This is a genomic window from Streptomyces sp. NPDC096040, from assembly GCF_040303265.1.
Taxonomy (GTDB): domain Bacteria; phylum Actinomycetota; class Actinomycetes; order Streptomycetales; family Streptomycetaceae; genus Streptomyces.
On record NZ_JBEOTA010000005.1, the window covers coordinates 106,318 to 133,204 of the forward strand.

Annotated in this window: 25 protein-coding genes; 9 read left to right on the plus strand and 16 right to left on the minus strand. The window is 71.2% G+C overall.

Annotated elements, in window-relative coordinates; translation table 11 throughout:
- The coding region (locus ABTY98_RS07820; RefSeq protein ID WP_502994169.1) for a hypothetical protein at positions 1-252 on the minus strand (252 nt) is incomplete at its 3' end.
- Between the two features lie 873 nt (positions 253-1,125).
- On the opposite strand from ABTY98_RS07820, the gene ABTY98_RS07825 reads away from it, so the two are divergent.
- Positions 1,126-2,328, plus strand: coding sequence for an amino acid deaminase/aldolase (locus ABTY98_RS07825; protein ID WP_352219985.1), 1,203 nt, complete (start codon positions 1,126-1,128; stop codon positions 2,326-2,328).
- Positions 2,329-2,332: 4 nt separating this feature from the next.
- Here the strand turns inward: ABTY98_RS07825 and ABTY98_RS07830 are convergent, their stop codons facing one another.
- Genes ABTY98_RS07830 through ABTY98_RS07845 form a run of 4 tightly spaced genes read right to left on the minus strand, consistent with a single transcriptional unit; the run spans position 2,333 to position 6,722 of the window.
- A complete protein-coding gene (locus ABTY98_RS07830; protein WP_352220195.1) occupies positions 2,333-3,148 on the minus strand; it encodes a DUF2510 domain-containing protein in 816 nt (271 codons plus the stop codon).
- 39 nt (positions 3,149-3,187) lie between these two features.
- A complete protein-coding gene (locus ABTY98_RS07835; protein ID WP_352219986.1) occupies positions 3,188-3,979 on the minus strand; it encodes a 3-oxoacyl-ACP reductase in 792 nt (263 codons plus the stop codon).
- Positions 3,976-5,355: an aldehyde dehydrogenase family protein gene (locus ABTY98_RS07840; protein ID WP_352219987.1), complete on the minus strand. Its 1,380-nt coding sequence runs from the start codon at positions 5,353-5,355 to the stop codon at positions 3,976-3,978. Before ABTY98_RS07840 ends, ABTY98_RS07835 begins: the two co-directional genes overlap by 4 nt.
- A gap of 8 nt (positions 5,356-5,363) precedes the next feature.
- Entirely contained in the window at positions 5,364-6,722 is a 1,359-nt protein-coding gene (locus ABTY98_RS07845) for a glutamine synthetase family protein (protein WP_352219988.1), read from the minus strand.
- A 95-nt stretch (positions 6,723-6,817) separates the two neighbouring features.
- Between ABTY98_RS07845 and ABTY98_RS07850 the strand changes: the two genes are divergently transcribed.
- Positions 6,818-7,552 (plus strand): FadR/GntR family transcriptional regulator, encoded by a 735-nt coding sequence (locus ABTY98_RS07850; RefSeq protein ID WP_352219989.1) that lies wholly within the window; start codon positions 6,818-6,820, stop codon positions 7,550-7,552.
- Positions 7,553-7,606: 54 nt separating this feature from the next.
- Positions 7,607-8,293, plus strand: coding sequence for a gamma-glutamyl-gamma-aminobutyrate hydrolase family protein (locus ABTY98_RS07855; protein ID WP_352219990.1), 687 nt, complete (start codon positions 7,607-7,609; stop codon positions 8,291-8,293).
- Positions 8,294-8,764: 471 nt separating this feature from the next.
- Here the strand turns inward: ABTY98_RS07855 and ABTY98_RS07860 are convergent, their stop codons facing one another.
- On the minus strand, positions 8,765-9,685 hold the full coding sequence (locus ABTY98_RS07860) for a LysR family transcriptional regulator (protein ID WP_352219991.1): 921 nt from the start codon (positions 9,683-9,685) through the stop codon (positions 8,765-8,767).
- Positions 9,686-9,755: 70 nt separating this feature from the next.
- Here ABTY98_RS07860 and ABTY98_RS07865 point away from each other — a divergent pair, with 70 nt between their 5' ends.
- Complete coding sequence (locus tag ABTY98_RS07865) at positions 9,756-10,874, plus strand: TDT family transporter (protein WP_352219992.1); 1,119 nt, start codon at positions 9,756-9,758, stop codon at positions 10,872-10,874.
- Here ABTY98_RS07865 and ABTY98_RS07870 read toward each other — a convergent pair.
- The 6 genes from ABTY98_RS07870 to ABTY98_RS07895 form a co-directional block, all read right to left on the minus strand.
- Positions 10,786-11,505 (minus strand): helical backbone metal receptor, encoded by a 720-nt coding sequence (locus ABTY98_RS07870; protein ID WP_352219993.1) that lies wholly within the window; start codon positions 11,503-11,505, stop codon positions 10,786-10,788. The genes ABTY98_RS07865 and ABTY98_RS07870 overlap by 89 nt on opposite strands.
- Positions 11,505-12,074: a helix-turn-helix domain-containing protein gene (locus tag ABTY98_RS07875; RefSeq protein ID WP_352219994.1), complete on the minus strand. Its 570-nt coding sequence runs from the start codon at positions 12,072-12,074 to the stop codon at positions 11,505-11,507. The genes ABTY98_RS07870 and ABTY98_RS07875 overlap by 1 nt, the downstream gene beginning before the upstream one ends.
- Positions 12,075-12,191: 117 nt before the next feature.
- Positions 12,192-12,659, minus strand: coding sequence for a hypothetical protein (locus ABTY98_RS07880; RefSeq protein ID WP_352219995.1), 468 nt, complete (start codon positions 12,657-12,659; stop codon positions 12,192-12,194).
- A 128-nt stretch (positions 12,660-12,787) separates the two neighbouring features.
- Complete coding sequence (locus tag ABTY98_RS07885; RefSeq protein ID WP_352219996.1) at positions 12,788-13,201, minus strand: hypothetical protein; 414 nt, start codon at positions 13,199-13,201, stop codon at positions 12,788-12,790.
- Positions 13,202-13,374: 173 nt separating this feature from the next.
- Positions 13,375-15,162, minus strand: coding sequence for an ABC transporter permease/substrate binding protein (locus ABTY98_RS07890; RefSeq protein WP_352219997.1), 1,788 nt, complete (start codon positions 15,160-15,162; stop codon positions 13,375-13,377).
- Positions 15,155-16,228 carry a quaternary amine ABC transporter ATP-binding protein gene (locus ABTY98_RS07895; protein ID WP_352219998.1) on the minus strand — a complete coding sequence of 358 codons (1,074 nt, stop codon included), beginning with the start codon at positions 16,226-16,228 and terminating at the stop codon, positions 15,155-15,157. The genes ABTY98_RS07890 and ABTY98_RS07895 overlap by 8 nt, the downstream gene beginning before the upstream one ends.
- 186 nt (positions 16,229-16,414) lie before the next feature.
- Here ABTY98_RS07895 and ABTY98_RS07900 point away from each other — a divergent pair, with 186 nt between their 5' ends.
- Together ABTY98_RS07900 and ABTY98_RS07905 are read left to right on the plus strand one after the other, a co-directional pair.
- Positions 16,415-17,344 (plus strand): 5'-3' exonuclease, encoded by a 930-nt coding sequence (locus tag ABTY98_RS07900; protein ID WP_352220196.1) that lies wholly within the window; start codon positions 16,415-16,417, stop codon positions 17,342-17,344.
- Between the two features lie 115 nt (positions 17,345-17,459).
- Entirely contained in the window at positions 17,460-18,311 is an 852-nt protein-coding gene (locus tag ABTY98_RS07905; protein WP_352219999.1) for a siderophore-interacting protein, read from the plus strand.
- Positions 18,312-18,401: 90 nt separating this feature from the next.
- Here ABTY98_RS07905 and ABTY98_RS07910 read toward each other — a convergent pair whose 3' ends face one another.
- The 3 genes from ABTY98_RS07910 to ABTY98_RS07920 all read right to left on the minus strand — a co-directional run bounded on the left by ABTY98_RS07910 (position 18,402) and on the right by ABTY98_RS07920 (position 20,993).
- Positions 18,402-19,178, minus strand: coding sequence for an ABC transporter permease (locus tag ABTY98_RS07910; RefSeq protein ID WP_352220000.1), 777 nt, complete (start codon positions 19,176-19,178; stop codon positions 18,402-18,404).
- The gene (locus ABTY98_RS07915; protein ID WP_352220001.1) at positions 19,175-20,182 is read right to left on the minus strand and encodes an ATP-binding cassette domain-containing protein; all 1,008 of its coding nucleotides are present in this window, start codon (positions 20,180-20,182) and stop codon (positions 19,175-19,177) included. The genes ABTY98_RS07910 and ABTY98_RS07915 overlap by 4 nt, the downstream gene beginning before the upstream one ends.
- Before the next feature lie 178 nt (positions 20,183-20,360).
- Entirely contained in the window at positions 20,361-20,993 is a 633-nt protein-coding gene (locus tag ABTY98_RS07920) for a PadR family transcriptional regulator (protein ID WP_352220002.1), read from the minus strand.
- 211 nt (positions 20,994-21,204) lie between these two features.
- Between ABTY98_RS07920 and ABTY98_RS07925 the strand changes: the two genes are divergently transcribed.
- The 3 genes from ABTY98_RS07925 (at position 21,205) to ABTY98_RS07935 (ending at position 25,382) form a co-directional block, all read left to right on the plus strand.
- Positions 21,205-22,731, plus strand: a complete 1,527-nt coding sequence (locus tag ABTY98_RS07925; protein ID WP_352220003.1) for an amino acid permease — start codon at positions 21,205-21,207, stop codon at positions 22,729-22,731.
- A gap of 599 nt (positions 22,732-23,330) precedes the next feature.
- Positions 23,331-24,341 (plus strand): hypothetical protein, encoded by a 1,011-nt coding sequence (locus ABTY98_RS07930; protein WP_352220004.1) that lies wholly within the window; start codon positions 23,331-23,333, stop codon positions 24,339-24,341.
- 99 nt (positions 24,342-24,440) lie between these two features.
- On the plus strand, positions 24,441-25,382 hold the full coding sequence (locus ABTY98_RS07935) for an RluA family pseudouridine synthase (RefSeq protein ID WP_352220005.1): 942 nt from the start codon (positions 24,441-24,443) through the stop codon (positions 25,380-25,382).
- 21 nt (positions 25,383-25,403) lie between these two features.
- On the opposite strand, the gene ABTY98_RS07940 is transcribed toward ABTY98_RS07935, so the two are convergent.
- Complete coding sequence (locus tag ABTY98_RS07940; protein ID WP_352220006.1) at positions 25,404-26,876, minus strand: cytochrome P450; 1,473 nt, start codon at positions 26,874-26,876, stop codon at positions 25,404-25,406.
- Between the last annotated feature and the right edge of the window lie 11 nt (positions 26,877-26,887).

A 26,887-nucleotide genomic window follows, 5' to 3' on the forward strand; every position in this document is an offset into this window, starting at 1 on the left:
CTCCTGCCCGGGGGACACGGGCGGCACCGTCCGACCCGGCTCCAGACCCGAGGCGGCAGACGGCGTGGCACGGCCTGCCTCCCGCCCAGAAGACGCGAACGGCTCGATCCGCCGGGCCTCCTGCCCGGCGAACGCGGACGACACCGTCCGACCCGGCTCCACACCGGAGGCGGCAGACGGCGTGGCACGGCCTGCCTCCCGTCCGGGCGACGCGAACGGCTCGATACGGCGGGCCTCCTGCCCGGGGGACACGGGCGGCACCGTCCGACCCGGCTCCAGACCCGAGGCGGCAGACGGCGTGGCACGGCCTGCCTCCCGCCCAGAAGACGAGAACGGCTCGATACGGCGGGTCTCCTGCCCCGGCAACGCGGACGGCACCGTCCGGCCCGGCTCCAGAGCGGAGGTGTCAGGCGGGGTGTCCGGGAAGCGGGCCGGGGCCGGCGGTCGGGGGGGTGACGAGGTGGGCTCGCTCTGCGGGGGGCGGAGGTCGGGGTAGCGGGGACGCGTGATGCGTTCGGCGGACGTCTGGCGGTCGACCGCCCGGTCCCCCGGACCCTGTTCGCCCTGCGCCACCGCACCGCCCCGACTCGTCCGGTCATCACGACTCTGCTGCACGCCGGGCCGTCCCGGCAGCTGGTCCCGCCCGGTGGTGTCGGCCCTACCCGTGGATACGTCGGACCGCTGCGACCAGTTCACTCGGCTCGGCCGGTCGAAGAACCCCGGCCCGTCGGTCCGCCCGGACGCATCGGCCGCAGCCGCACCTGGCGGCTCACTCCCGCCGGCCGCCCCGTCGGCGTCCGGCGCGGGGTCGGGCGAAGGGCGTCGCGGGATCGGGGCGTGCCGCGCTTCCGTGCTCATGCGCCCCCCGTTTCCTCCTGCCCGGGCCAACTCCGCGTACGGGCCGCCGGCGTGCTCCCCGGCGCGGAGACGTCCGCCCCCGGGCACGCATACCCACACGTGCGGATCCACATCCCGGCGCGGGTCAGGCGCCCGGGGGCGTTCCGCCGTACGTGCGCGTCACTCTACGGGTTGTACGAGGGCGAACGGGAACCAGTCCACGCCCCCGGGGCATCTGCCCGTATCGTCCCCCTACCCTGCGGTAATCCTGTCTGGCAGGCTTCGTTCATGACTGCGCGCGCCGCCGACCGGGCCCGTTACGACCGGGCCACAGCCCATCTTGACGCCCCTCTCGCGATCGTCGATCTGGAGGCCTTCGACGCCAACGCGGACGATCTCGTGCGCCGGGCCGGCGGCAAGCCGGTACGGGTCGCGAGCAAGTCCGTGCGCTGCCGGCACCTGCTGGAACGGGTCCTCGCGAAGGACGGTTTCGCCGGGATCATGTCCTTCACGCTCGCGGAGTCGCTGTGGCTCGCGCGCTCGGGGTTCGAGGACATCCTGCTGGCCTATCCGTCCGCCGACCGGACCCGGTTCGCCGAACTGGCCGCCGATCCCAAGCTCGCCGCCGCCGTGACGGTGATGATCGACGACCCGGCACACCTCGACCTGATCGACGCCGCGCGTGACGGCGGGAGCGAAGTGGTGCGGGTCTGCCTGGAGTTGGACACCTCGCTGAAGCTGCTCGGGGGCCGGCTGCGGGTCGGGGCCCGGCGTTCACCGCTGTACTCCCCCGCCCAGCTCGCCGACCTGGCGCGGACCGTGGCCCGGCGGCCGGGCTTCAGGCTGGTCGGGATCATGGGGTACGAGGGGCACATCGCCGGGGTCGGGGACGATGTCGCCGGCCGGCCGCTGCGCTCCCGCGCGGTCCGGCTGATGCAGGCCACCGCCCGCCGTGAGCTGGCCGAGCGGCGCGCCGCCGTGGTGCGGGCGGTCCGGGCGGTGGCGCCGGAACTGGAGTTCGTCAACGGCGGCGGCACGGGCAGTGTGCAGACCACGGCGGCGGAGGACGCGGTCACCGAGATCGCGGCCGGGTCAGGCCTGTACGTGCCCCGGCTCTTCGACAACTACACGTCGTTCACCGGCCGTCCGGCCGCCCTGTTCGCCATGCCGGTGGTACGGCGGCCCGGTGTCAGGGTCGTCACCGTCCTCGGCGGCGGCTACCCGGCCTCGGGTGCCGCGGGTCCCGACCGGCTGCCGGTGCCGTACCTCCCGCAGGGGCTGTCGTACGACCCGCAGGAGGGCCCGGGCGAGGTGCAGACCCCGCTGCTCGGCTCCGCGGCGGACGATCTGCTGATCGGCGACAAGGTGTGGTTCCGGCACGCCAAGGCGGGCGAGCTGTGCGAGCGGTTCGCCGAGCTGCATCTGGTCGAGGGCGACCGGGTGACGGCGACCGTACCGACGTACCGGGGTGAAGGTCAGACCTTCCTCTGACCGTTCAACCCGTCGGCTTCTGGCCCACGGCTCGGATGCCGCTGGTGATCGCGTCCATGTCGGACAGCGGCGGTCCGTCCGGGCCGGCGTCGAAGACGAACCGGACGACGGCCGGGGCCGGGATGCCGGAGTGGGAGGGGAAGGCGAGGGACTGGACGTAGCCGCCGGGTCCCTGGGCCGTCTTCACCCGCCAGCGCACCAGGTAGCCGTCACGGCCGGCGACCGCGACCCGCCCTGACTTGACGACCCGATGGGACCGGATGCCGCCGAAGGGCCGCCGGCCGCCGGGATCGTGCCCGTACGCCGCCTCGGCCGCGTCCGGTAGGTCCCGTTCGGCGACGGTGCGCGCGGAGGCGCCGTGGGCATCGGAGGCCGTACGGCTGATGACCTCGCCGTGGCGGCACCGGCCGGTGTCGGCCGGGCAGTGGTAGGTGCCGTCGGTGGTCATCACTATGTCGTTCTGGGCGAGGTCCGAGGAGCTGGTCCAGCCGGTCGGGACCGGCAGGGTGATGCCGTTGAGCTGGTCGACGACGAGGGACGGGGGCGGTGGGCCGGTGGGGGCGGTGTTGAGCGTGGTGTCCATGCCGTCGCGCACCTCGTCCGTGCGGAGCACGCTCGCGCCGCCGACGATCGCCGTCGCCAGCACGGCCCCGGCGGATATCAGCGCGATCGCCTTGGCGCGTCCGGACGCCCCGGCCGCCGGGGTCGGCGGCGCGGGGAGGCCTGACGCGGTGCGCCGGTGCTCGGTCCAGGTCCTGCCGTCCCACCAGCGCTCCAGGTGCGGGGCCTGTGGGTCGGAGTACCAGCCGGGCGGCGTCATGCTCACTCCCGCACTGTAGGGCGGGAGTCGAGACGGCTCCTACAGGGGTGTGACATACGCCCCGGAGATCCCGCCGTCCACCAGGAAGTCGCTGGCGTTGACGAAGGAGGAGTCGTCGCTGGCCAGGAAGGCGACGGCGGCGGCGATCTCCTCGGCCTCGGCGAACCGGCCCAGCGGGATGTGGACCAGGCGGCGGGCGGCCCGCTCGGGGTCCTTGGCGAACAGCTCCTGGAGGAGGGGGGTGTTGACCGGTCCCGGGCACAGCGCGTTCACCCGGATGCCCTCCCGGGCGAACTGGACGCCCAGTTCCCGGGACATGGCCAGAACTCCACCCTTGGACGCGGTGTAGGAGATCTGCGAGGTCGCCGCGCCCATCCGGGCCACGAAGGACGCGGTGTTGATGATGGAGCCCTTGCCCTGGCGCCGCATGTAGGGGATGGCGGCCTTGCAGCACAGGTAGACGGAGGTCAGGTTGACCTCCTGGACGCGCTTCCAGGCCTCCAGGCCGGTCTCCAGGATGGAGTCGTCGTCGGGCGGCGAGATGCCGGCGTTGTTGAAGGCGATGTCAACGCTGCCGTAGGTGTCGTAGGCGGTCTTGAAGAGCGCCTCGACCTGTTCCGGGTCGGTGACGTCGACCTTCACGAAGAGCCCTCCGACCTCCTCGGCGGCGGCCTTGCCACGGGTGTCGTCGACATCGCCGCAGACGACGTGCGCGCCCTCGGAGGCCAGCCGCCGCGCGGTGGCGAGCCCGATGCCGCTGCCGGCTCCGGTGATGACGGCGGTACGGCCGACGAGTCGGCGGCAGACGGTCTCTTCGGTGGATGCGGTCACTGTGCGGGGCCCTCCGTGCTGATGAAGACGTTCTTGGTCTCGGTGAAGGCGGTGAGCGCGTCCGGGCCGAGTTCGCGGCCGATCCCCGACTGCTTGAAGCCGCCGAAGGGAGTCCAGTAGCGGACGCTGGAGTGGGAGTTGACGGACAGGTTGCCGGCCTTGACGGCTTGCGAGACGCGCAGGGCGCGGCCGACGTCACGGGTCCAGAGGGAGCCGGAGAGGCCGTAGTCGGTGTCGTTGGCGATGCGGATCGCGTCGGCCTCGTCGTCGAAGGGGATGACCGCGGCGACCGGGCCGAAGACCTCCTCGACGGCCACGCGCGCGTGCGGGTCGACGCCGGTGAGGACGGTCGGCGGGAACCAGAAGCCGGGGCCCTCGGGGGCCTTGCCGCGGATGCCGGGCGCGTCGGTGTCGACGTACGAACGGACGCGTTCCAGCTGAGCCTTGGAGATCAGCGGGCCCATGTCGGTCCTCTCGTCGGCCGGGTCGCCGACGATGACGGACTCGATCGCGGGGGCGAGGAGTTCCAGGAAGCGGTCGTGGACGGCCCGTTGGACGAGGATGCGGGTGCGGGCGCAGCAGTCCTGCCCGGAGTTGTCCAGGAAGGACATGGGGGCGGCGGCCGCGGCGGCCTCGATGTCGGCGTCGGCGAAGACGATGTTGGGGCTCTTGCCGCCGAGTTCCAGGGTCACGCGCTTCACCTGGTCGGCACAGAGCGCCATGATGCGCTTGCCGACGCGGGTGGAGCCGGTGAACACGATCTTGGCGACGCCGGGGTGGCGGACCAGGGCCTCGCCCGCGATGTCGCCGCGGCCGGGCAGCACCTGGAAGAGGTGCTCGGGAAGACCCGCCTCCAGGGCGAGTTCGGCGAGGCGGAGTGCGGTGAGGGGGGTGGTTTCGGCGGGCTTCAGGATCACCGCGTTGCCGGCCGCGAGGGCTGGGGCCGTGCCCCAGGCCGCGATGGGCATGGGGAAGTTCCAGGGGGCGATGACACCGACGACCCCGAGGGGTTCGAGGAGGGTGACGTCGAGGCCGCCGGGGACCGGGATCTGGCGTCCGGTCAGGCGTTCCACTCCGCCGGCAGCGTAGTCGAGCAGGTCCCGGACGTTGCCCGCCTCCCAGCGGGCGTTGCCGACGGTGTGCCCGGCCTCGCGGACCTCCAGCCGGGCTAGTTCCTCGCGGTGTTCGTCGACGACGACGGCGAACCGGCGCAGCAGCCGGGCCCGGTCGGCGGGTGCGAGCGCGGCCCACCGCTGCTGGGCCTGGGCGGCCCGTCGTACGGCGGTGTCCACGTCCTGTTCCACGGCTCCCGGGACGGTCGCGATCACCTCCTCCGTGGCCGGGTTGAGGACGTCGAGTTCGTACTGTTGCGACAAGGGATGCCTCACATGCGTTCGAAGGAGCGGCGCAGCTCCCAGTCGGTCACCGCGGCGTCGAAGGCCGCCAGTTCGACGCGGGCCATGTTGCGGTAGTGCGCTACGACCTCGTCACCGAAGGCGGCCTTGGCGATGGGGCTGTTCTCCCAGAGCTCGGCGGCCTCCCGGAGCGTGGTCGGGACATGCGCGAAGTCGGCGGTGTAGGCGTTGCCGGGGCAGGGCTCGGGGAGTTCGAGCTTCTGCTCGACGCCGTACAGCCCGGCCGCGACCAGGCCGGCGACGGCAAGGTGCGGGTTGACGTCACCACCGGGCAGCCGGTTCTCGAAGCGCAGCGAGCGGCCGTGGCCGACGACCCGGAGGGAACAGGTGCGGTTGTCGTGGCCCCAGGCGACCGCGGTCGGGGCGAAGGAGCCCGGCTGGAACCGCTTGTAGCTGTTGATGTTGGGCGCGTAGAGGAGTGAGAAGTCACGGAGCGCGGCGAGCTGTCCGGCGAGGAAGTGCCGCATGACCTCGGACATGCCGTCCTCGGAGGCGAAGACGTTGGCGCCGTCCGCGTCCGTCAACGACAGGTGAATATGGCAGGAGTTGCCCTCCCGCTCGTTGTACTTGGCCATGAAGGTGAGGGAGACGCCCTCCTGGGCGGCGATCTCCTTGGCGCCGGTCTTGTAGACGGCGTGCTGGTCGCAGGTGACCAGGGCCTCGTCGTAGCGGAAGGCGATCTCGTGCTGGCCGGGGTTGCACTCGCCCTTGGCGGACTCGACCGTCAGGCCCGCGGCCGCCATCTCGTTCCGGATCCGGCGCAGCAGCGGCTCGATCCGCCCGGTCCCCAGCACCGAGTAGTCGATGTTGTACTGGTTGGCCGGGGTCAGCCCGCGGTAGTTGGCATCCCAGGCCGCCTCGTAGGTGTCCTTGAACACGATGAACTCCAGCTCCGTACCGACCTGTGCGGTGTAGCCGAGTTCGGCGAGGCGCTCCAGCTGGCGGCGGAGGATCTGCCGGGGCGCGGCGACGACCGGGGAACCGTCGTTCCAGGCGAGGTCGGCGATGAGCATCGCGGTACCCGCGTTCCAGGGCACACGGCGGAGGGTGGCGAGGTCGGGATGCATGGCGAAGTCGCCGTAACCGCGGTCCCAGGAGGACATGTCATAGCCCTCGACCGTGTTCATCTCGGTGTCGACGGCGAGGAGGTAGTTGCAGCCCTCGGTGCCGTGGCGCAGGACCTCGTCGAGGAAGAAACGGGCGGCGAACCGCTTTCCCTGCAGTCGCCCTTGCATGTCGGGGAAGGCCAGGACGACAGTGTCGATCTCACCGCTCGCGACAAGGGTGTGCAGTTCCTCGACGCTGAGCGGGGGTGTGCGGTCTGCCACGGGAGGACTCCTTGGGCTTCATCGCGCTGCTGCGGCCGGGCCGGGAGCTCTAAGGTATTGGTGAGAACCATTGCTTGGGAAGGGGGTACGGCCATATGTCGCTGGATGCGGACGGCGCCCTCGACGACCCGTTGACGCCGGTGCTGCGACCGGTACGGGCGGGCAACGGCTTCGAGGAGGCGCTGGAGCAGATCCTCCAGGTCGTCCGGCTGGGCCTGGTTCCGGGCGGGGAGCGGCTGCCCGCCGAGCGGGAACTGGCGGAGCGGCTGGGGATCAGCCGGGTGACGCTGCGCGAGGTGCTGAAGGTGCTCCAGGACCAGGGTCTGGTGGAGTCCCGGCGCGGCCGGTACGGCGGGACGTTCGTGCTGCCGCGCACCGACGCGGGCGGCGAGGACGAGCTGCGGCGCCGGATCGCCGAGGTCGACATCGAGGACGTGCTGCGCTTCCGCGAGGTGCTGGAGGTGGGCGCGGCCGGGCTGTGCGCGGCGCACGGGCTGACCGACGACCAGGCGGGCCGCCTCCGGGAGGCCCTGGCCCGCACCCATGAGGCACCGCTGACGGACTACCGCCGTCTCGACACCCTGTTGCATCTGACGATCGCCGAGTTGTGCGGCTCCCCCTCCCTCACCGCCCAGTACGCCGGAGTACGGGCCACGGTCAACGACCTCCTCGACTGCATCCCGCTCCTGGTCCGCAACCTGGAGCACTCGCAGCGCCAGCACATCGCCCTGGTGGAGGCGGTCCTGGACGGGGACGCGGACGGCGCCCGGGAGATGATGCGGGAACACTGCGCGGGGACGGCCGCTCTGCTCCGGGGCTTTCTGGCGTAGCGGCCGGTCGTCGTGCCATAAAGGTGCGGACGCACACCTTTGAGGGAGGGGCCCATGGCCGGACGGCCGCTGATCGGCGTGAGCACATATCTGGAGGCCGGGGCGCGCTGGGGCGTCTGGGAGCTGGAGGCGGCCCTGCTGCCGGCCGGCTACCCACGTCTGGTCCAGCGGGCGGGTGGCCTGGCCGCGCTGCTGCCGCCGGACGACCCCGGGCACGCGGCGGCTACGGTGGACCGCCTTGACGGCCTGGTGATCGCGGGCGGCCCGGACGTGGAGCCGGTCCGCTACGGCGCCGAACCCGACCCCCGCACCGGCCGCCCCGCGCGTGCCCGGGACGCCTGGGAGCTGGCCCTGATCGACGCGGCGCTGACGGCGGGCACACCGCTGCTGGGGATCTGCCGGGGCATGCAGCTCCTGAACGTCGCCCTCGGCGGCACCCTCGTCCAGCACATGGACGGGCACGCGGAGGTGCCCGGTGTCTTCGGCCGCCACGAGGTGAAGCCGGTTCCCGGGACCCGGTACGCCGACACGGTCCCGGAGGAGACCGCCGTCCCCACCTTCCACCACCAGGCGGTGGACCGCCTCGGCAACGGCCTGGTCGCCTCGGCGTACGCGCCCGACGGCACGGTCGAGGCGATCGAACTCCCCGCCGACCGCGGCTGGGTCCTCGGCGTGCAGTGGCATCCCGAAATGGGCGAGGACCTGCGGGTGATGCGCGCACTGATCACAGCCGCGACCTGAGCGGCGCCGGGGCGGCGTCGGCCTGAGCGAGGCCGGCGCAGCACCGGGCTGCGCACGCCGGCGCGGCATCGGCCTGAGCGAGGCCGGCGCAGCACCGGGCCGCGCGCGCCGGCGCGGCATCGGCCCGAGCGAGGCCGGCGCGGCACCGGGCTGCGCACGCCGGGGCGGCATCGGCCTGAGCGAGGCCGGCGCGGCATCGGCCTGAGCGGGGTCGGCGCGGCACCGGGCTGCGCGCTGGGGCGGCGTCGGCCTGAGCGGGGTCGGCGCGGCACCGGGCTGCGCGCTGGGGCGGTCGCGGCCATGGGTTCCGCCCCCGCCGCCCCTACCCGTCCCATCACCAGGGGGCTGCGCCCCCCTTCCACCCCCGCTTCCGGGGGCTGCCGCCCCCAGGCCCCCGCTTCGGCCTGAACGGCCTCGTCCTCGAACGCCGGACGGGCTGGCCGAGCGGTGGGTGGGCGAAGGTCTCCGGCGTCAGCCGCGGGTCAGGGAAAGCAGTTCGCGCGCCGGGCCGGTCGGGCGGTGGCCCGTCGGCCAGACCGCGCGCAGGTCACGGCGCAGCGCGATCCCCTCCACCGGGATGCTGACCAGCCGTCTCATCGCCAGTTCCTCCCCCACCGCCAGTTCGCTCAGCACCGCCGGGCCCGCGCCGCTGACCGCCGACGCCTTCACGGCCGTAGTGGACGACAGTTCGATCAGTGGGCGGGCCAGGCCGCCCAGTGCCGCGTCCAGGACCTGGCGGGTGCCGGAGCCGCGTTCGCGGAGGATCAAGGGGGTCGCCGCCAGTTCCTCGGCCGCCAGCGGGCGTCGGCGGCGGGCCCAGGGGTGCGCGGGGGCCGTCACCACGATCAGGCGGTCGTGGGCTATCACCGCAGAGTCCAGGCCCTGCGGAACCGTCAGCCCCTCCACGAAGCCCAGGTCCGCCTCGTCCGCGAGCAGCCGTTCCGCCACCGCCGCCGAGTTGCCGGCGAGCAGGGAGACCGCCGTGTCGGGGCGCTGGGCGCGCAGCGCGAGCAGCCAGCCGGGGAGGAGGTACTCGGCGATGGTCATGCTCGCCGCGACCCGCAGGCGCGAGTCCCGTCGGTCCCGCAGCGCCTGCGCCCCCGCGTCGAACGCCTCCGCCGCCTCCACCACCCGCCGCGCCCAGTCGGTCACCAGCGCCCCCGCGTCGGTGAGCCGCGAGCCACGTGGTGAGCGGTCGACGAGAGCCACGCCCAACTGCCGTTCCATCGAGCGGATCCGGCTGCTGGCCGCCGGCTGGGTGATGCCGACCTCCCGGGCCGCCGCCCCGAGGCTGCCCAGCCGCGCCACCGCCAGGAGCAGCTCCAGCGCACCGAGATCCGGCACGCGATGCGCCAGCGCGCCGCCTGCCGCCCGACCCTCCGTCTCGCTCATAAGACCAGCTTATGCCCCCATAGAACCGGACTCCCTGGTCGTGGCCCCGCGTCGGGAGCACGGTGGGCTCATGGTCACCGCACTCCGGCATCTCGGCCCCAACTGGTACGCCTCCGTCATGGGCACCGCAGCCCTCGCCCTCGGCGGCGCCGCGCTCGGCGACGACGGCTTGCGGGAGCTCTTCGTCGGCATCTGGGCACTGTCCCTTCTGCAACTCGTGGTCCTGCTGACCGCCCGCGCCCTGCACTGGACCTACCATCCCGACCAGGCCCGCGCCCACCTCCGCGATCCGGCCATGGCCCCCTTCTACGGCTGCCTCTCCATGGCCCTGCTCGCGGTCGGCGGCGGCGCCCTCACGCTGGGGCGGGACTGGATCGGCGAGCCCGCGGCCGTGGACCTCGACTCCGTGCTGTTCGTCGCCGGGACCGCCGTGGGGCTCGCGGCCGCCGTCGCCGTGCCGTACCTGCTGGCCGTACGGCACCGGGTCGAGCCCGGTCAGGCCACCCCGGTGTGGCTGCTGCCGCTGGTCGCACCCATGGTGTCGGCCGCGCTCGGCCCGCTGCTGGTCCCGCATCTGCCGGCCGGGCAGCCGCGCGAGACCCTGCTCTACGGCTGCTTCGCACTCTTCGGGCTGAGCCTGCTGGCCACCCTGCTGATGCTGACGCTCGTCTTCGCCCGGCTGGTCACCAGTAGTCCGCTGCCCCTCGTGCTCATCCCCACGATCTTCCTGGTGCTGGGCCCGCTCGGGCAGTCCACGACGGCGGTCGGCGCCTTCGCGGACCTCGCCCCCGGGGTCGTACCGCCCCAGTACGCCACCGGTTTCGGCCTCCTCGCGGTGCTCTACGGCGTTCCCGTCATGGGATTCGCGATGCTGTGGCTGGCGCTGGCAGTCACGCATGTGGTGCGGGCGCGGCGGCACGGCATGGGGTTCGCCATGACGTGGTGGGCCTTCACCTTCCCGGTGGGGACGTGTGTCACGGGCGCCGCCGCGCTGGGGCGGCACACCGGTCTCGCCGTGTACGACTGGCTGGCGGTGGGTCTGTACGCCGTGCTCGTCGTCGGCTGGCTCGCGGCCGCCTCCGGCACCGTACGCGGGCTGCTCAGCGGTGAACTGCTCGCAGGGCCTCGTCCAGCACCCCTGGCGCCTCGGCCAGTGACGGCCCGTACCACGTCAGGTGCCGTCCGCTGACCAGGGCGCACGGCAGGCCGGGGAAGGCCTCCGGACCGTCGTCGGCGGTGAAACGGTAGGGCTCGTCCGGGAGGACGACCAGGCCGGGCCGCGCCTCGATCAGTTCCTCGACCGCGATGCGGGGATACCGCTCGGGGTGAGCGGCGTAGAGATTCTCGAGGCCGAGCCGCTCGAGGACATCCCCGGCGAAGGTGTCCCTGCCCAGGACCATCCACGGCCGCCGCCAGATCGGTACGACCGCCGTCGCACGGGGTCCAGCGGGCACCGGCGCGGACCAGGCCGCCTCCGCCTCGTCCAGCCAGCGGGGCCGGCCGCTCACCCCGCACGCGGTCAGCACGCGGGCCAGCTCCCGGAACGCCTGGGGTACCTCCCGTACCTCTGTGACCAGCACCTCCACCCCGGCCGCGCGCAGGGCGTCGAGGTCGGGGGCGCGGTTCTCCTCCTCGTTGGCGATCACCAGGTCGGGGGCGAGGGCGAGGATCCGGTCGAGCTTGGGGTTCTTGGTGCCGCCGACACGGGTGACGTCGAGGTCGGCCGGATGGGTGCACCAGTCGGTGGCGCCGACGAGGACGTCCGGCGCGGACACGGCCACCGTCTCGGTGAGCGACGGGACCAGGGAGACCACCCTCATCAGCGGGGGCGGTCCTGGACCGCCTCGATGTGTTCCGCCACCGCCACCACGATCACCCGGGTGTCCGGGACCGTCGCCCGCCAGCGGTGACGGACTCCGCCGGTCAGATAGAGGGTGTCGCCGCGGCCGAGGCGGTAGGCGCGGCCCTCGGCCTCGATCTCCACCGCGCCGTCGGCGACGTACATCAACTCGTCGTTGCGGTGCTGGAATTCGCGGCCGGCGTCGTGGTCGCCGGTGAACTCGGAGGCGTGCAGCTGGTGGTGGCCGCGCACCAGGGAGCGCACCCTGGGTGCGAAGTCCGGTTCGGTGACGTCGGCGCGTACGACGTCCACGCTGCACGCCGGGTCGGCGGCGGCGAGGAGTTCGACGGCCGTGGTGCGCAGGGCGTCGGCGACCTTCTCCAGGGAGGTGCGGCTGGGCCGGGCTCTTTCGTTCTCGATCTGGCTCAGGAAGGGCACCGAAAGGCCGCTGCGCTCGGCCACGACGGCGAGGGTGAGCTCCAGCGCGCGGCGGCGCCGCCGGACTGCCGCGCCCACCCGCACGGGCTGCTGGTCTTTGTGGTCGCCCATCGCTCCGGCTCCCTCCTTCGCTCGTCGTTCCGTCTTCCGGGTGCCCCGCTCGGGCCGGACCCCTTCGTCGGGTTCTCTGCACCCTACGCATGTTCGGCAAACCGTTTCAGGCGGGCGTCACATCCCCGTCACGTCAGGTGAGGGCGACCCGCACAGTTCGCGCCAGTAGACGAGCTCGCCGGACTCGCCGGGTGCGGACTCCTCCTTCGGGATGAAGACGCTGACCAGGAGGGCCGGGCGGCCGTCGGGGTCGGTGAGCGGCGTGGCCGACGGACTGGCGAAGGCGCGACTGCCGCCGGGGGTGCGCAGGCTCAGCCGGTCGGCCCGGCCGGAGGCGGGGTCGTAGGCGCAGGTCGACCAGCTGCCGAAGTCGTTGCGCAGGCGCTGGCCCTCGATCAGGACGAGGGGGCGCCCCATCAGTTCAATGCGTGAGCGGTCCCCGATGTTCCCGGCGGTGCCCCAGGCCAGGAGGGCCAGGTCGAGACGCTGATCCGGGCCTGCCCGCCAGACGCTGAAGTCCCGCAGGGTGGCGCGGAGTTGGCGGTCGGTGGCGCAGTCGGCGCGGTAGTGGCCGGTCAGTTCCACGGTGTCGCCGTGGACCGCGGTGATGTCCGAGGTGCCCTCGGCACAGCGGGACAGTGTGCGGGGCGCGTCGAACGCGCGGTCGGCCGTTCCGGTCAGCAGAGCGGTGAGGCTTGGGCAGTGCCGTAGCGCTATGTGGTTGGCCGGATCCTTTTCGTAGGCGAGGACCCGTCCGCCGCTGCCGTCGGTGTGCAGGGAGGGCCGGCTGGTGCCCGGGCCGAAGTCGTGGCGGCGGGTCCAGGTGCGCAGGTCGATGGAGGTGGCGACGGCCGAATGGAAGCGGCCGTCGGCGGGGGTGGTGTGGTGGACGGCGAGGCAGCCGCCGCCGTCGCCTCGGGTACCCGGGTGATCTCGGCGGTGTCCATGGTGCGGCCGGTGTCGTCCCGTGCGTCGAAGACCGCGCCGTCCGCCAGCGTCGCGTCCGCGGCGAGCGCCTCGAACCGGGAGGTGGCGACCGAGGCCGGGTCCGGGCTCGCCTCGGAGAGCTGCGGCACGGCCACCGCGGCCGTCAGCAGCAGCAGAAGCGGCAGAAGCCGGCGGATCACGGGCTGCTCACAGGAAGGGGCGGGACCGGGGCGTCAGAGGGTACGGGCCCCGCCCCCACCCGAAGCGGGCCGGAGAAGGTGGGCTTCGCCACATAGACGCGTCCGGGCAGCCCCGGGACGATGCCCGGCAGCCCTGGGGCTGACGGGGAGGTGCCCGTCAGCCCCTCCCCCGGTCACTTCTGGATCGGCGTCCACTTGTCGGTCAGCCCCGGGTTCCGCTTCAGCCAGGCCCGCACCGCGTCCTGTTCCTTGCCCTGGCCGGCCTTCTGGATCTCGGCCTCAAGGCCGGTGAGCTGCTGCTCCGTCATCGAGAAGTCCTTGAGCCACTTGCCGATCTGGGGGTTGTCCTCGGCGAAGCCCTTGCGGGACAGGGTGTGCACGCCGTCGCCGGAGCCCCAGGCGCCCTGCGGGTCCTTCAGCTTCTTCAGGTGGTAGTCGCTGTAGGCCCAGTGCGGCGACCACAGGGTGACGAGGATCGGCTGCTGCTTGGCGTAGGCCCGCTTGAGCTCGGCGAGCATGGCGGGCGTGGAGCCGTCGACGACCTGGTAGCTGCCGTCGAGACCGTACGCCTTGAGGACCTTGGACTTGAGCAGGCCCATCATGCCGGCGCTGGGTTCGATACCGACGATCTTCCCGCCGAACTCGGAGGCGTGGTTCTTCAGATCCGCAAGGGAGTTGACGTCCTTCACATACGACGGGACGGTCAGCTCCAGCGAGGTGGGGCCGTACCAGGAGCCGAGGTCGTCGAGCTGCTTGCCGTACTTCTTCCAGTACTCGGCGTGCGTGGTGGGCAGCCAGGAGTCGGTCTCGAAGTCCAGCTGGCCGGTGGCGAGGCCGGTGTAGAGGGGGCCGGCCGCGTACTGGCTGGTGGTGACCTGGTAGCCGCGCTCCTCCAGGAGTTCCTTCCAGAGGAAGGTGGAGGCGATGCCCTCGTCCCAGGGGATGTAGCCGATCTTGATCTCCTTGCCCTGGCCGACGTTCGTGGCGGACGCCTGGGTCGTGCCGGGCGAGGAGCCGAAGACGCCCATGCCGCCCGCGACCAGGGCCAGGACGACCACCCCGACGACGGCGACGGCCGGACGGGGGCGGTAGGTCCAGGGGGTGGGGCGGACCTTGGCGGCGGCGCGGCGGCCCAGCGGGGAGAGCTGGGTGCCGAGCGCGCTGGTCATCCGGTCGAGGTAGATGGCGAGGACGACGATGCCGACGCCCGCCTCGAAGCCGAAGCCGATGTCGAGCTGACCGATGGCCTCGTTGACGGCGCCGCCGAGACCGCCGGTGCCGACCATGCCGGCGATGACGACCATCGACAGGCCCAGCATGATGACCTGGTTGACGCCGGCCATGATGGTCGGCAGCGCGAGCGGCAGCTGGACGCGCAGCAGGGTGTCACGGGGTGTGGTGCCGAACGCCTCGGCGGCCTCGACCAGTTCGGCGTCCACCTGGCGGATGCCCAGCTCGGTCATGCGGACGCCGGGGGCCAGCGCGAAGATCAGGGTGGCGATCACGCCCGCGGCGGTGCCCAGGCCGAAGAAGAGGATGGCCGGGATGAGCAGGACCATCGACGGCATGGTCTGGAGCAGGTCCAGGACCGGTCGTACGGCCGCGCTGACCGCCCTGGAGCGGGCCGCCCAGATGCCCAGCGGGACCGAGATGACCAGTGCGATCACCGTGGCGACCAGGACCAGCGCCAGGGTGGACATCGCTCGGTCCCACAGGTCGAGGGAGTCCACGAGCGCGAATCCGGCGAAGGCGAGGACGCCCGGGGCCACTCCGCGCAGCCACCAGGCCAGTACCGCGAAGATGCCTGCCAGCAGCAGGGGTTCGGGGGCGGTGAGGACGCCGTCGATGCCGTCGTACATGCCCTCGACGACCGCGCGGATCGCGTCGAAGAGCCAGGACATGTGCGCGACCAGCCAGTTCACACCGGAGTCGACCCAGTCGCCGAGATGCAGCCTAGGCACGGGCGGTCACCTTCTCCTCGCCGTCGCAGACGACGGGTTCACCCGGGTCCTCCGCGAGGAAGCCGACCAGACGCTCTCGCGCTACGACGCCCACGACAGCGTTGTCCTGGCCCAGGACGGCGACCGGGTGGGGCAAGCGGGCGCTGAGCGCGCACAGTTCGGTGAACGAGGTGTCCGGGGTGGCGGTGGCGCAGCCGCAGTTCGCCTCGTCGCCGTCCACGTCGGTGTCCATGACGGCGGCGGCGGTCAGGACGCGGGAGCGGTCGACGTCCTGGGTGAAGGAGGCGACATAGTCGTCGGCGGGGCGCAGCAGGATGTCCTCGGCGGTGCCGGTCTGGACGACACGGCCGTCGCGCATCACGGCGATGCGGTCACCCAGGCGCATCGCCTCGTTGAGGTCGTGGGTGATGAAGACGATCGTCTTCTTCAGGGATTTCTGCAGTTCAAGGAGCTGGTCCTGCATGTCGCGGCGGATCAGCGGGTCCAGGGCGCTGAACGACTCGTCCATGAGCAGCAGATCGGCGTCGGTGGCCAGGGCGCGGGCCAGGCCGACGCGCTGCTGCATACCGCCGGACAGTTCGTCGGGCCAGGAGCCCTCCCAGCCGGCCAGTCCGCACAGGGCGAGCGCCTCGTCGGCGCGGCGGACGCGCTCGGCGCGGGGCACGCCCTGCACGGCCAGGCCGTAGGCGGCGTTGTCGCGGACGCTGCGGTGCGGGAAGAGCGCGAAGTGCTGGAAGACCATGCTGATCTTCTTCGAGCGCAGCTCGCGCAGTTCGCGGTCGGTGAGCGTGGTGAGGTCCTGGCCGTCGAAGCGGACCTGTCCCGCGGTCGGTTCCAGCAGGCCGTTGAGCATGCGCAGCAGAGTGGACTTGCCGGAGCCGGACAGGCCCATCACGACGAATATCTCGCCGGGGTCGACCCGGAAGGAGGCGTCGATCACGGCGGCGGTGGCGCCGTCGGCGCGCAGTTCCTCCCGGTCGGCTCCCTGGCGGAGCCGCTCCACGGCGGTGTCCGGTCGTCTGCCGAAGACTTTGTACAGGTGCTCGGTCTCTAGCCTGGGCGTCACGCGAACCTCTCTCTCGGGGGCGCAAGGCCTTGGAAACGCAGGGCCCAGCGCCTCGGGGGCAGGGGACAGGAGCCGCGCCTGCCCTGGTCGGCGCGGGTCAAACCCACAAGTGGGCCAGGTCACGAGGTCTCCGCAAGCCGCACCTCGGCACGGAGCACCCCGCCGCTGTCAGTGCCGTGCGGCATGATGCGAGGCGTGACCGCACGACTGATGCTTCTCGACACCGCCTCGCTGTACTTCCGCGCCTACTTCGGCGTCCCGGACTCCGTGAGGGCGCCGGACGGCACGCCGGTGAACGCCGTGCGCGGGCTGCTGGACTTCATCGACCGGCTGGTCAAGGACCACCGTCCGGACCGGCTGGTGGCCTGTATGGACGCCGACTGGCGGCCGCAGTGGCGGGTCGACCTCATCCCTTCCTACAAGGCCCACCGCGTCGCCGAGGAACACGAGGCTGGACCGGACGAGGAGGAGGTGCCGGACACCCTCTCCCCGCAGGTGCCGGTCATCGAGGAGGTGCTGGACGCGATCGGTGTCGCCCGGGTCGGCGTCGCCGGCTATGAGGCGGACGACGTGATCGGCACGTTCACCGCGCGCGCCGACGGCCCGGTCGACATCGTCACCGGCGACCGTGACCTCTACCAGCTGGTGGACGACGGGCGCGGGGTGCGGGTGCTGTACCCGCTCAAGGGCGTCGGCACGCTGCAGACGACCGACGAGGCGTGGCTGCGCGAGAAGTACGGGGTGGACGGACGCGGGTACGCGGATCTGGCGCTGCTGCGCGGCGACCCGAGCGACGGTCTGCCGGGCGTGCCGGGCATCGGTGAGAAGACGGCCGCCAAGCTGCTCGCCGAGTTCGGTGACCTGGCCGGGATCATGGCCGCCGTCGACGACCCGAAGGCCAGGCTCACCCCGTCGCAGCGCAAGCGGCTCGACGAGGCCCGGCCGTATGTGGCCGTCGCGCCGACGGTCGTCCGGGTGGCCGGGGACGTCCCGTTGCCGGACGTCGACACCACGCTGCCGAAGGCCCCGCGCGATCCCGCCCGGCTGGACGCGCTGTCGGCGCGCTGGGGACTGGGCGGCTCGCTGCACCGGCTGCTGCTGACACTCGGCGGGTGACTGTCGGAGAATTGTTCCGGCAAAACCCGCTCATCAAGTGTTCATGGAGGAGGTGTTAACTGGGAAGGAGATGCTAACTTAGGCAAACCTAACCAGTGGAGCAGGGAGGCCGGTCATGGCAGAGCGCCCGGGACGTAAGCCGCGTAAGCCCCATTCCGCCCAGGTGGTGCGCACCGAGCGGCTGAGCCCGCATATGCAGCGCGTCGTTCTCGGCGGTGACGGACTGGCCGGTTTCGCCGCGGACACCTGCACCGATCATTATGTGAAACTCCTCTTCGGTGCGGAAGGTGTCACCTATCCGGAGCCCTTCGACATGGAGCGGATCCGCGCCGAGTTCCCACGCGAGCACTGGCCCGTTACCCGGACCTACACGGTGCGTTCCTGGGACGCCGAACACCGCGAGCTGACCCTGGACTTCGTCGTGCATGGCGACGAGGGCCTGGCCGGCCCCTGGGCGTGCCGTGTCCAGCCCGGCGAGACGGTGCACTTCATGGGCCCCGGCGGCGCCTACGCCCCCGACGCGGACGCCGACTGGCATCTGCTCGCCGGCGACGAGAGCGCGCTGCCCGCGATCGCCCGCTCCCTGGAGTCCCTGCCCCCCGAGGCGAAGGCCTTCGCCTTCATCGAGATCTCCGGCCCCGAGGAGGAGCAGAAGATCGACTCCCATGTGGAGGTCGTCTGGCTGCACCGGGGCGAGCGGCCCATCGGCGAGGCCCTGGTCGCGGCCGTACGGGCGCTGGAGTTCCCGGAGGGCCGGGTGCACGCCTTCGTCCACGGCGAGGCGAGCTTCGTGAAGGAGCTGCGGGCGCTGCTGCGCGTCGAGCGCCAGATCCCGCGCGAGGATCTGTCGATCTCCGGCTACTGGCGCCTGGGTCACAACGAGGACGGCTGGCAGGCCTCCAAGCGCGACTGGAACGCCCGTATCGAGGCGGAGCAGGAGGGCGGCGCAGCGGCGGCCGCCGCCTGAGAGGTTCCCCGAGGCCACGAGGCCGTACGCGGTTGGGCCGCGCGGCCTCGGGACCGGCGGCACCCGGAGGCGCCGCCGGTCCCGTGTCGGTCACACCGAACGCTGGTACGACCGGAACGTCCTGATGGACAGCCACACGGCCGCGACCGCCAGCGCCAGCAGCGCGCCGCCGCGGCCGAGCACCGCACCCCAGTCGGGATCCGCCGACATCGCCGAACGCCCGGCCACCATCGCCCAGTTGAGCGGATTGAAGTCGGCTGTGTGCCGCATCCAGCCCGGCATCTGGGACGGCGCCATGAAGGCGCTGGACAGGAAGGTCAGCGGCAGCAGCAGGAAGGTGTTGATCCCGATGAGCGACTCCCGCTCCTGCACCAGCATCCCGAGCGCGTTGGACAGCGCCCCGAAGACGGTGCCGAGCAGTACGGCGGCCACCACCAGAACCGCGATGCCCCCGATCCCGCCCGGGTAGTCGGCGCCGCCCAGCAGCCCGAGCAGCACGATGATCAGCGACTGGCCGGCGGTGACCAGGCCGTTGTTCACCACGTTGCCGTTCATCAGCGCGGCCCGGCTGACCGGTGTGGTCAGGAAGCGGTTGAGGGTGCCGCGCTGAATCTCCTCCAAGGTACCCATGCCCGCCCACATGTTGGCACTGAGGGCGCTCATCACGACCACGCCCGGCACCAGGTAGTCGAGATAGCTGGTGGTGCCGAAGCCGCCCAGCTCGACGACCTTCTTGAAGAGGTTGCCGAACAGGAACAGCCAGATCACCGGCTGGATCAGGGTGATGACGGCGTAGGCGGGCTGGCGGGCGAACACCAGCAGCTGGCGCTGGGTCATGTACCAGGTCTGGGACAGGGCGTTGCTCATCGGGCACCTCCGGCCGGGGCGAGCGTGTCGGCGGTGTCGGCCTCGGCGTAACGGCGGCCCGCGTAGCGCAGGTAGACGTCGTCGAGGGAGGGGCGGGCGACGGTCGCGGCCACCACGGTCACCCCGGCCCGCTCAAGGACGGCGAGCAGTGCGGGCATGGCGGCGGCGCCGTCGTCGGCACGGGCACTGATCCGGCGGCCGTCGAAGAGCGTCTCGCGCACGCCCGCCAGTCCGGTCAGTGCGCCCGTGAGCAGGGTGCGGCCGGCCTCGCCGGGCGCCTCGCGCAGCTCCACATGGACGGCGTCGCCGCGTAGTTCGCCCTTGAGGGAGTCGGGGGTGCCCTCGACCACGACCCGGCCGCGGTCGACGATCGCGATCCGCTCGGCGAGCCGGTCGGCCTCCTCCAGATAGTGGGTGGTGAGCAGGATGGTCAGGCCCTCCTCCCCGGCCAGCCGGCCGATCTCGTCCCACATCGCGGTGCGGGCCTCGGGGTCGAGACCGGTGGTGGGCTCGTCGAGGAACAGCACCTCGGGGCGGTGGACCAGGCCGAGGGCCACGTCGAGGCGGCGCCGCATCCCGCCGGAGTAGCCCTTGACCTGACGCCCTGCGTCGTCGGTGAGGGTGAAACGGGCCAGCAGCTCGTCGACCCGGCGGTTCAGCGCGGCTCCGCGCAGGCCGTAGAGCCTGCCCTGGAGCTGGAGGTTCTCGCGGCCGGTGGCGACCGGGTCGGCGCCCGAGTTCTGGGCGACCACGCCGATCGCCCGGCGCACCCGGTCCGGATGGCGCAGCACGTCGTGGCCGGCCACGGTGGCGGTGCCCGAGTCGGGGCTGGCCAGAGTGGTGAGGATCTTGACGGTGGTGGACTTGCCGGCGCCGTTGGGCCCGAGGAGCCCGAAGACGGTGCCGGGTTCGACGGTGACGTCCATGCCGTTCAGCGCGGTGACATCACCGGGGTAGGTCTTGATCAGCTGGCGCGCCTGCACTGCGGGCGCACGGGTGTTCATGACAGGGCTCTCCTGAATGAGCGGATGACAGGGGATGACAGCTGATCCGCCTGAGGAGCGCCGGGATATCCTGGGTGTGCCGCACCTCGATCGCCCGGATCTGCCTCACGGCGGATTCAGCTCGGGGTTCGAGACCCTGGCGGAGCTGCTGCAACAGCTCTGCCGGGGTCTGTTTCTGTTACTGGTCCACCTCCGTGAACTCCGGCGGGTACTCGCCGGTCTCATGGAACCGGCGCCAGCCCTCGACGCCCGCCAGTGAACCGTCCTGTATCTCCCGCACGAAGCCGCGGACCCATTCCGTCTGCGCCTCCAGCATGTGCAGGTGGTACTCGACCTCGACGACGAACAGCCGGGGCAGCGTCTCGTGCAGCTTCTCCAGCACGGCCCGGCCGCCGGTGACCTCCACCTCCAGGGAGCGCAGCCGCTCCTCCAGCAGGCGCGCGACCTCGTCGGGCGGCAGGGCGCCCATCAGTGAGAGCGCTGTCTCGAAGATCGGGTACTCCTTCACCGGGACGGCCACCAGGTCCGACAGCCAGTGGACCATCTCCTCGCGCCCGGCGTCGGTGATGCCGTAGACCGTGCGCTCCGGGCGGTTGCCCTGCCGCTCCACGTCGGCCACCTCGACGAAGCCGTGCTTCTCCAGGTTCTGCATGACCGTGTAGAGCGAGCCGTAGTTGATCCGGGTGCTGGTGTCCTTGCCCTGACGGCGCATGGTCTGGGCGATCTCGTACGGATGCATCGGCTTCTGCCAGAGGGTCGTCAGCACGACGAGCGCCAGCGGATTGCTGAGCTTGCGCCGCTTCGCCGCCATATCGAACCACCTCGCTTCCGAATATCCGCGGCCGAACATATCGCGTCCCCAGCGTGACCGTCAATACACACGATGTATCGCGTTCGGAGTGGCTTCGCAAGGGCGTGAGGACTTGGGCCCGCCCCGGATACGCCGGCGTGACGCCGTCGAAACAGCGTGTCCCTAATTTCTGTCGCCCGACAGGAAATCCGCCTGACAGGCAGGTACCGCCGTGACGACCACCTACGACCGCTCCCTGAAGGAGACCGACGACCACTCCCTGGAGGAGTTCGGCTACCGCCAGGAGCTGCACCGCAGCCTCGGCCGGTACGCCTCGTTCGCCGCCGGGTTCTCCTTCATCTCCGTACTGACGACCGTCTTCCAGTTCTTCGCCTTCGGGTACGCCTTCGGCGGCCCGGTCTTCTTCTGGGCCTGGCCGGCCGTGCTGATCGGCCAGTTGCTGGTGGCCGCCTGCTTCGCCGAACTCGCGGGGCGCTATCCGATCTCGGGCGCGATCTACCAGTGGTCCTCACGCCTGTCGAACCCGTCCTTCGGCTGGTTCGCCGGCTGGATCATGGTGATCGGGCAGATCGTGGTGGTCGCGGCGGCGGCGCTGGCCCTGCAGATGGTGCTGCCCGCGCTCTGGTCCGGCTTCCAGCTCGTCGGCACGGACTCCGCGCCGACTTCGGCCGACGGAGCCGCCAACGCGGCCGTCCTGGGCGTCGTCCTGCTGCTGCTGACCACCCTCGTGAACATCATGGACAACCGGGTGATGTCCGTGATCAACCGGGTCGGGGTGACTGCCGAGATCATCGGCGCGGTCCTGATCATCGTGCTGCTGCTCACCCATTCCAAGCGCTCCCCCGGCATCACCTTCCACACCGGGACGGCCGCGGAGGGAGGCCTGCTGGGCGCCCTGCTGATCGGTTCGTTCACGGCCGCCTACGTGATGATCGGCTTCGACAGCGCGGGCGAGATGAGCGAGGAGACGCACCAGCCGCGGCGGACGGCGCCGCGCACGATCCTTACGGCGCTCGGGGCGGCGGGGCTGCTGGGCGGCCTTGTCGTCCTCGGCGGCCTGCTGGCCGCGCCGAGTCTGACCGACGGGCGGCTGGGAGTGGACGGGCTGAGTTACGTCCTGACCAGCAGCCTCGGCGACGGGGTGGGCCGGGCGTTGCTGGCCGACGTGGTGGTGGCCATCGCGGTGGCGACGCTGGCCATCCAGACCGCGGCCTCTCGCATGCTGTTCTCCATGGCCCGTGACGGGCAACTGCCGTTCGCCGGCCGGCTGGCGCGGGTCAATCCCCGTACGGGGATGCCAGGAGCGCCGGCCGTGGTGGTCGGGGTGCTGGCCGCCGTGTTGCTGCTGCTCAACTTCGCCTCGCCGGATGCGTTCCTGGCGATCGGTACGACGTGCATCGTGATGCTGTATCTCGCGTACGCGATGGTCACCGGGCCGCTGCTGGTGCGGCGGCTGCGGGGTGAGTTCCGTGCCGAGGGGACGGACGAGACCGGGGCGGCGTTGTTCTCGCTGGGGCGGTGGGGGGTGCCGGTCAACGCGGTCGCGCTGCTGTACGGGCTGGCGATGTCCGTGAACCTGGCCTGGCCTCGGGGGGCGGTGTACGACCCCAGTGGGGGCCACTGGTACTTCCGGTGGTTCACCGTCCTCTTCCTGGCGGTGACGGTTGGACTGGGTGCCTTGTGGCGGTTGACCCGGGCCGAGCAGCCGGCGGCGGTGGCCGTGCCGGAGGCGGCCTAGTGATCTGGTCTTGAGTTCACGTCCCGCCACATGCGTCGTCGGCGTCACATCACCCCCGTGCGACCGAACAACGTCAGAAACGATCAGATGTCGCAAGACCTGAGGGTGTATGAGAATCAACTATTGCCTGATCAAGCCCAACAGCTATCATCGGTGACGACATTTCAGCCAAGTGCGCCCCCTCGTATGCCGCTGTACGCTCGCAATACGCCCCTGCACGGCGACCGACGTCGACGCACGCTTGGCATCACGGCCAGAAGTGGGAATTTCTTGCGGAGGCTCGGGCTATGACAGCAAGTGGCGTTGAGGTCGGGACAATAACCCCGGACATGCTCGCTTGGAAGGGCTCTGCCCAGGAGGCTCTGGAGCAGCTGTCAGAATCACAGGGCACTCAGGAACTGCTGCATCGTGCGCACGATCTTTGGTGCGGACGGGACTGTGATCGCAGTACGGCGTGTACATTCCTGCACTACCCGCGAAATCCGGCGACAACTGTCCGCCCCTCGACCATGAGGTCGCGTTACAACAAGCAGACCGCTCATCTGTACGCCGTTATGGGGGGAAAGGGCTACGTAGGCCCGGTCACACAGCGCCACCGCGTGAATGTGTGGCCGTTACTGGACAAGGTCGTAGAACAGTGGGACACGGCCGGAGGACGACGCGTCAGGAACCCGGAACACTACTCCGACTGGACAAAGAAGCATGATGTCAATGCTGCTGACACGGTGTCACGCGCATGCCGTGACACCATCCAGTGGATGGCCTGTTGGTGTGGCGAGCGGTATGGCGCGGATCCGCTGGGCCTTCACTACATAGCCTTCGCCACCATCATCGACGACATCTGCATCCCCCCGCTCGATCTGGTCAATGGCCGCTTCCGCATGTACGGCCGGTCCGTACCTGACCTGGTGCAGGCGATGGACGCGGCCGACTGGGGGCGTGACGCGACCCATGCGTTGCTGTCGCTGGTCCGGCAAGCGGTGGTCCAGTACGCGGAGAAGATGGACTTCCACCCGGGGAACGAACAAATCGGCCTCCACGCCGAGCTGAGCGACTCGCCGGACATGTGGGACGGGGTCATGTTCCGGGGTAACACCGGAAATGCCTATGGCACCGCCATCATGGTTGCCCGGAACAGCGGAACGGGCCCGGTTTCCTTCAACTGGCTCATGGACAGCGCCATTTGCGACTGCCTCTCCATGGATCTGTGCAAGTCGGCGCTCGGCATCTACTCGGTGGACAACCATCAGCCGACATCAAATGAAACCCGGTCGGAGGAAAGGAAGGCAAACTACCGGTCGATCTACCTCGACCTCATCGACGACCTGGTCTTCTCCGGTGCACCCGAGCCATTGGTTCACTTTGGCCGCAGCGGCTTTCTCTTCGTGCAGATTCAGGACCGTTACCAGGAACGCCGACATGGAAGGCGGTTCCCGCTGGCTCCGCCGATGGCCCGCGAGCTCGAGCGGCTCTTCGGCAAGGTGCCGACAGATGAATGGCTCGAGAAGGTATTCGATGCGGCAAGGCGGCATCGGATCGCCGAGTCGTGCGGTCACCCCCTCCACCAGAGTGCGCGGCCGGAGACACAACCGACGAGGCTCCCCGCCTGAACAGGCGAGAGAGCAAGCGCCTCGGGAGCCGACCTGCGGCGCAAGAACCACTGGACGAGCGCCGAGCGAGCTCGCCACGGCCCTCGTATGCTTGATCGGATGAGACGCCGTGCTCCGTCCCCGCCCTCTCCCCTGCCGCAGCGCGAGGGAGTGGATGCGGTGCGGGTGCGGTTGCCTGCCGGGGACGCGTGGGCGACCGTGCGGGATCATCTCGTGGCGCGGCTCGCGGCCGAGGCCGGGGTGATCGACGGAATGCTCGACGCGGGGCGGATCGTGGACGTCCACGGGCGTCCGGTGCCGCGGGACATGGCGTACGTGCCTGGGATGTTCATCTGGTTCCACCGGGAGCTGCCAGCCGAGGAGCAAGTGCCCTTCACGGTCGAAGTCCTCTACCAGGACGAGCACGTGGTGGTGGCCGACAAGCCGCACTTCCTGGCCACCACGCCGCGTGGCAGCCATGTCGCCGAGACGGCCCTGGCACGGCTGCGGAGGCAGCTGGGCGTCCCGACGCTGGGCGCTGCACACCGGCTGGACCGGTTGACGGCCGGGCTGGTGCTGTTCACCGTGCGGCCCGAGGAGCGCGGCGCGTACCAGTCGCTGTTCCGGGACAAGCGGGTGGCGAAGGAGTACGAGGCCGTGGCGCCGTACGACCCCGTGCTGGTCCTGCCCCGTACCGTGCGCAGCCGGATCGTCAAGGAGCGCGGGGTCGTGGCGGCTCGCGAGGTCGACGGCGAGCCCAACGCCGTTACCCGGGTCGAGTTGCTGGAGCACCGGAACGGGCGTGCCCGGTACCGGCTGATGCCTCGTACCGGGCAGACACACCAGCTGAGGGCGCACATGAGCGCGTTGGGGGTGCCGATCCTCGGCGATCCTCTCTATCCGGTGGTCACCGGCCCCGTGGCGGCCGGTGACTTCCGTCGTCCGCTCCAACTGCTGGCGCGGGTCCTGGAGTTCACCGACCCGGTCACGGGCCGCGAGCACCGGTTCGTCAGCCCGCGTGTGCTGAGGGCCTGGTCGTCGTACGAGGAGTGGGCGGCATAGCCCTCCCGGTGCCCGGTCGGCTCAGTTGCCGCGCCACCATTCCAGGATGCGCCGGAACACGCCCGGTCGGCGCGCCGGTTCGGGTGCCGACGTGGGCTCGCCGGCCGGGATGGGCGGCTCCGGAGCCTCTGGCTGTGGCTGCTCCGTGCCGGTCTGCCGGCTGTTCGGGCGCTGCGGCGGCACCGGATTGACAGCGGGCCGCTGCATGATGTCCTGCTGGGGCTTCGGTGCGAACGTCACCGGCAGTTCCACCAGGTGCCGGTTCGAGATGGACGACCGCCAGCGCAGCTCGTCCTCTTCGCAGGCGAGTTGGACGTCCGGGACGCGGGTCAGCAGCGCATCGACGCCGACGTCGGCGATGGCGCGGCCGATGTCCTGACCCGGGCACTCGTGGGGGCCACCGCTGAAGGCGAGGTGGGAGCGGTTGCCCTGCATGTTGGCCCTGAGGTCGGGGCGGACTCGCGGGTCGACGTTGCCCGGTGCGATACCGAGGAGGAGTCCGTCGCCCTTGCGGATGCGCTGGCCGCCCAGCTCGGTGTCCTGCTTGGCGAAGTAGGCGAACACGGTACTGAACGGCGGCTCGTCCCACAGGGTCTGCTCGACCGCCTCGGGCACAGTCATCTGGCCGCCGTTCAGCTGGGCGCGGAAGCCGGGGTCGGTGAGCACCACGCGCAGCACGTTGGCGAGGAGATTGGCGGTGGCCTCGTAGGCGGCGAGGAGCACCACGCGCAGGTGTTCCCTGACCTCGTCGTCGGTGAGTCCGGCCGGGTGCGTGACGAGGTGGCTGGTGAAGTCCTCCTGGGGCTGGGCGCGGCGGCGGGCGGCGAGCCGGCCAAGGACGTCCATGACGTAGGAGTGACTGGCGAGCGCGGTCTCGCTGCCTTTGAGACAGTCGCGGGCGGCCTGCACCAACCGGTCGCCGTACTCCTCAGGCATGCCGAGGATCTCGCACATCACCGCCATCGGCAGGTGCTCGGCGAACTGACCGACCAGGTCTGCGGTGCCCTCCTCGCAGAATTTGTTGACGAGGTACTGCGTCGCGCGGTTGATGTGGCGGCGGATGCCCCGGTGGTCGATGGTCGACATCGCGCCGGTGACCGCGCCGCGCAACCGCAGGTGCTCGTCACCCTCGGCGTGGGCGCAGATGGGCTGCCAGGCGAAGTGCGGCATGAGCGGGTGGTCGGGCTTGACCATGCCGTCCCGCATCGGGGCCCACAACCGGTTGTCCTTGCAGTACTGCGAGGGGGTGCTCACCATGTGCATGTTCTCGCTGTGGCCGAGCACCACCCAGATCGGCACGTCGTCGTGGAGCAGCGCGGGAGCCACGGAGCCGTGTTCGGCGCGGAGTTTCTCGTACACGGCTCCCAGGTCCTCGGCCTCGGCGCCGTAGAGCCGGCGCAGCCCGCCGGGGCCCAGGCCGTGTGCGGGGCAGCCGGGGGGCGGCCCGAGCGAGGGGTCGTCCGTACCGGTCAGGGAGTTGGATTCAGGCGTCACTGTGATCGCTC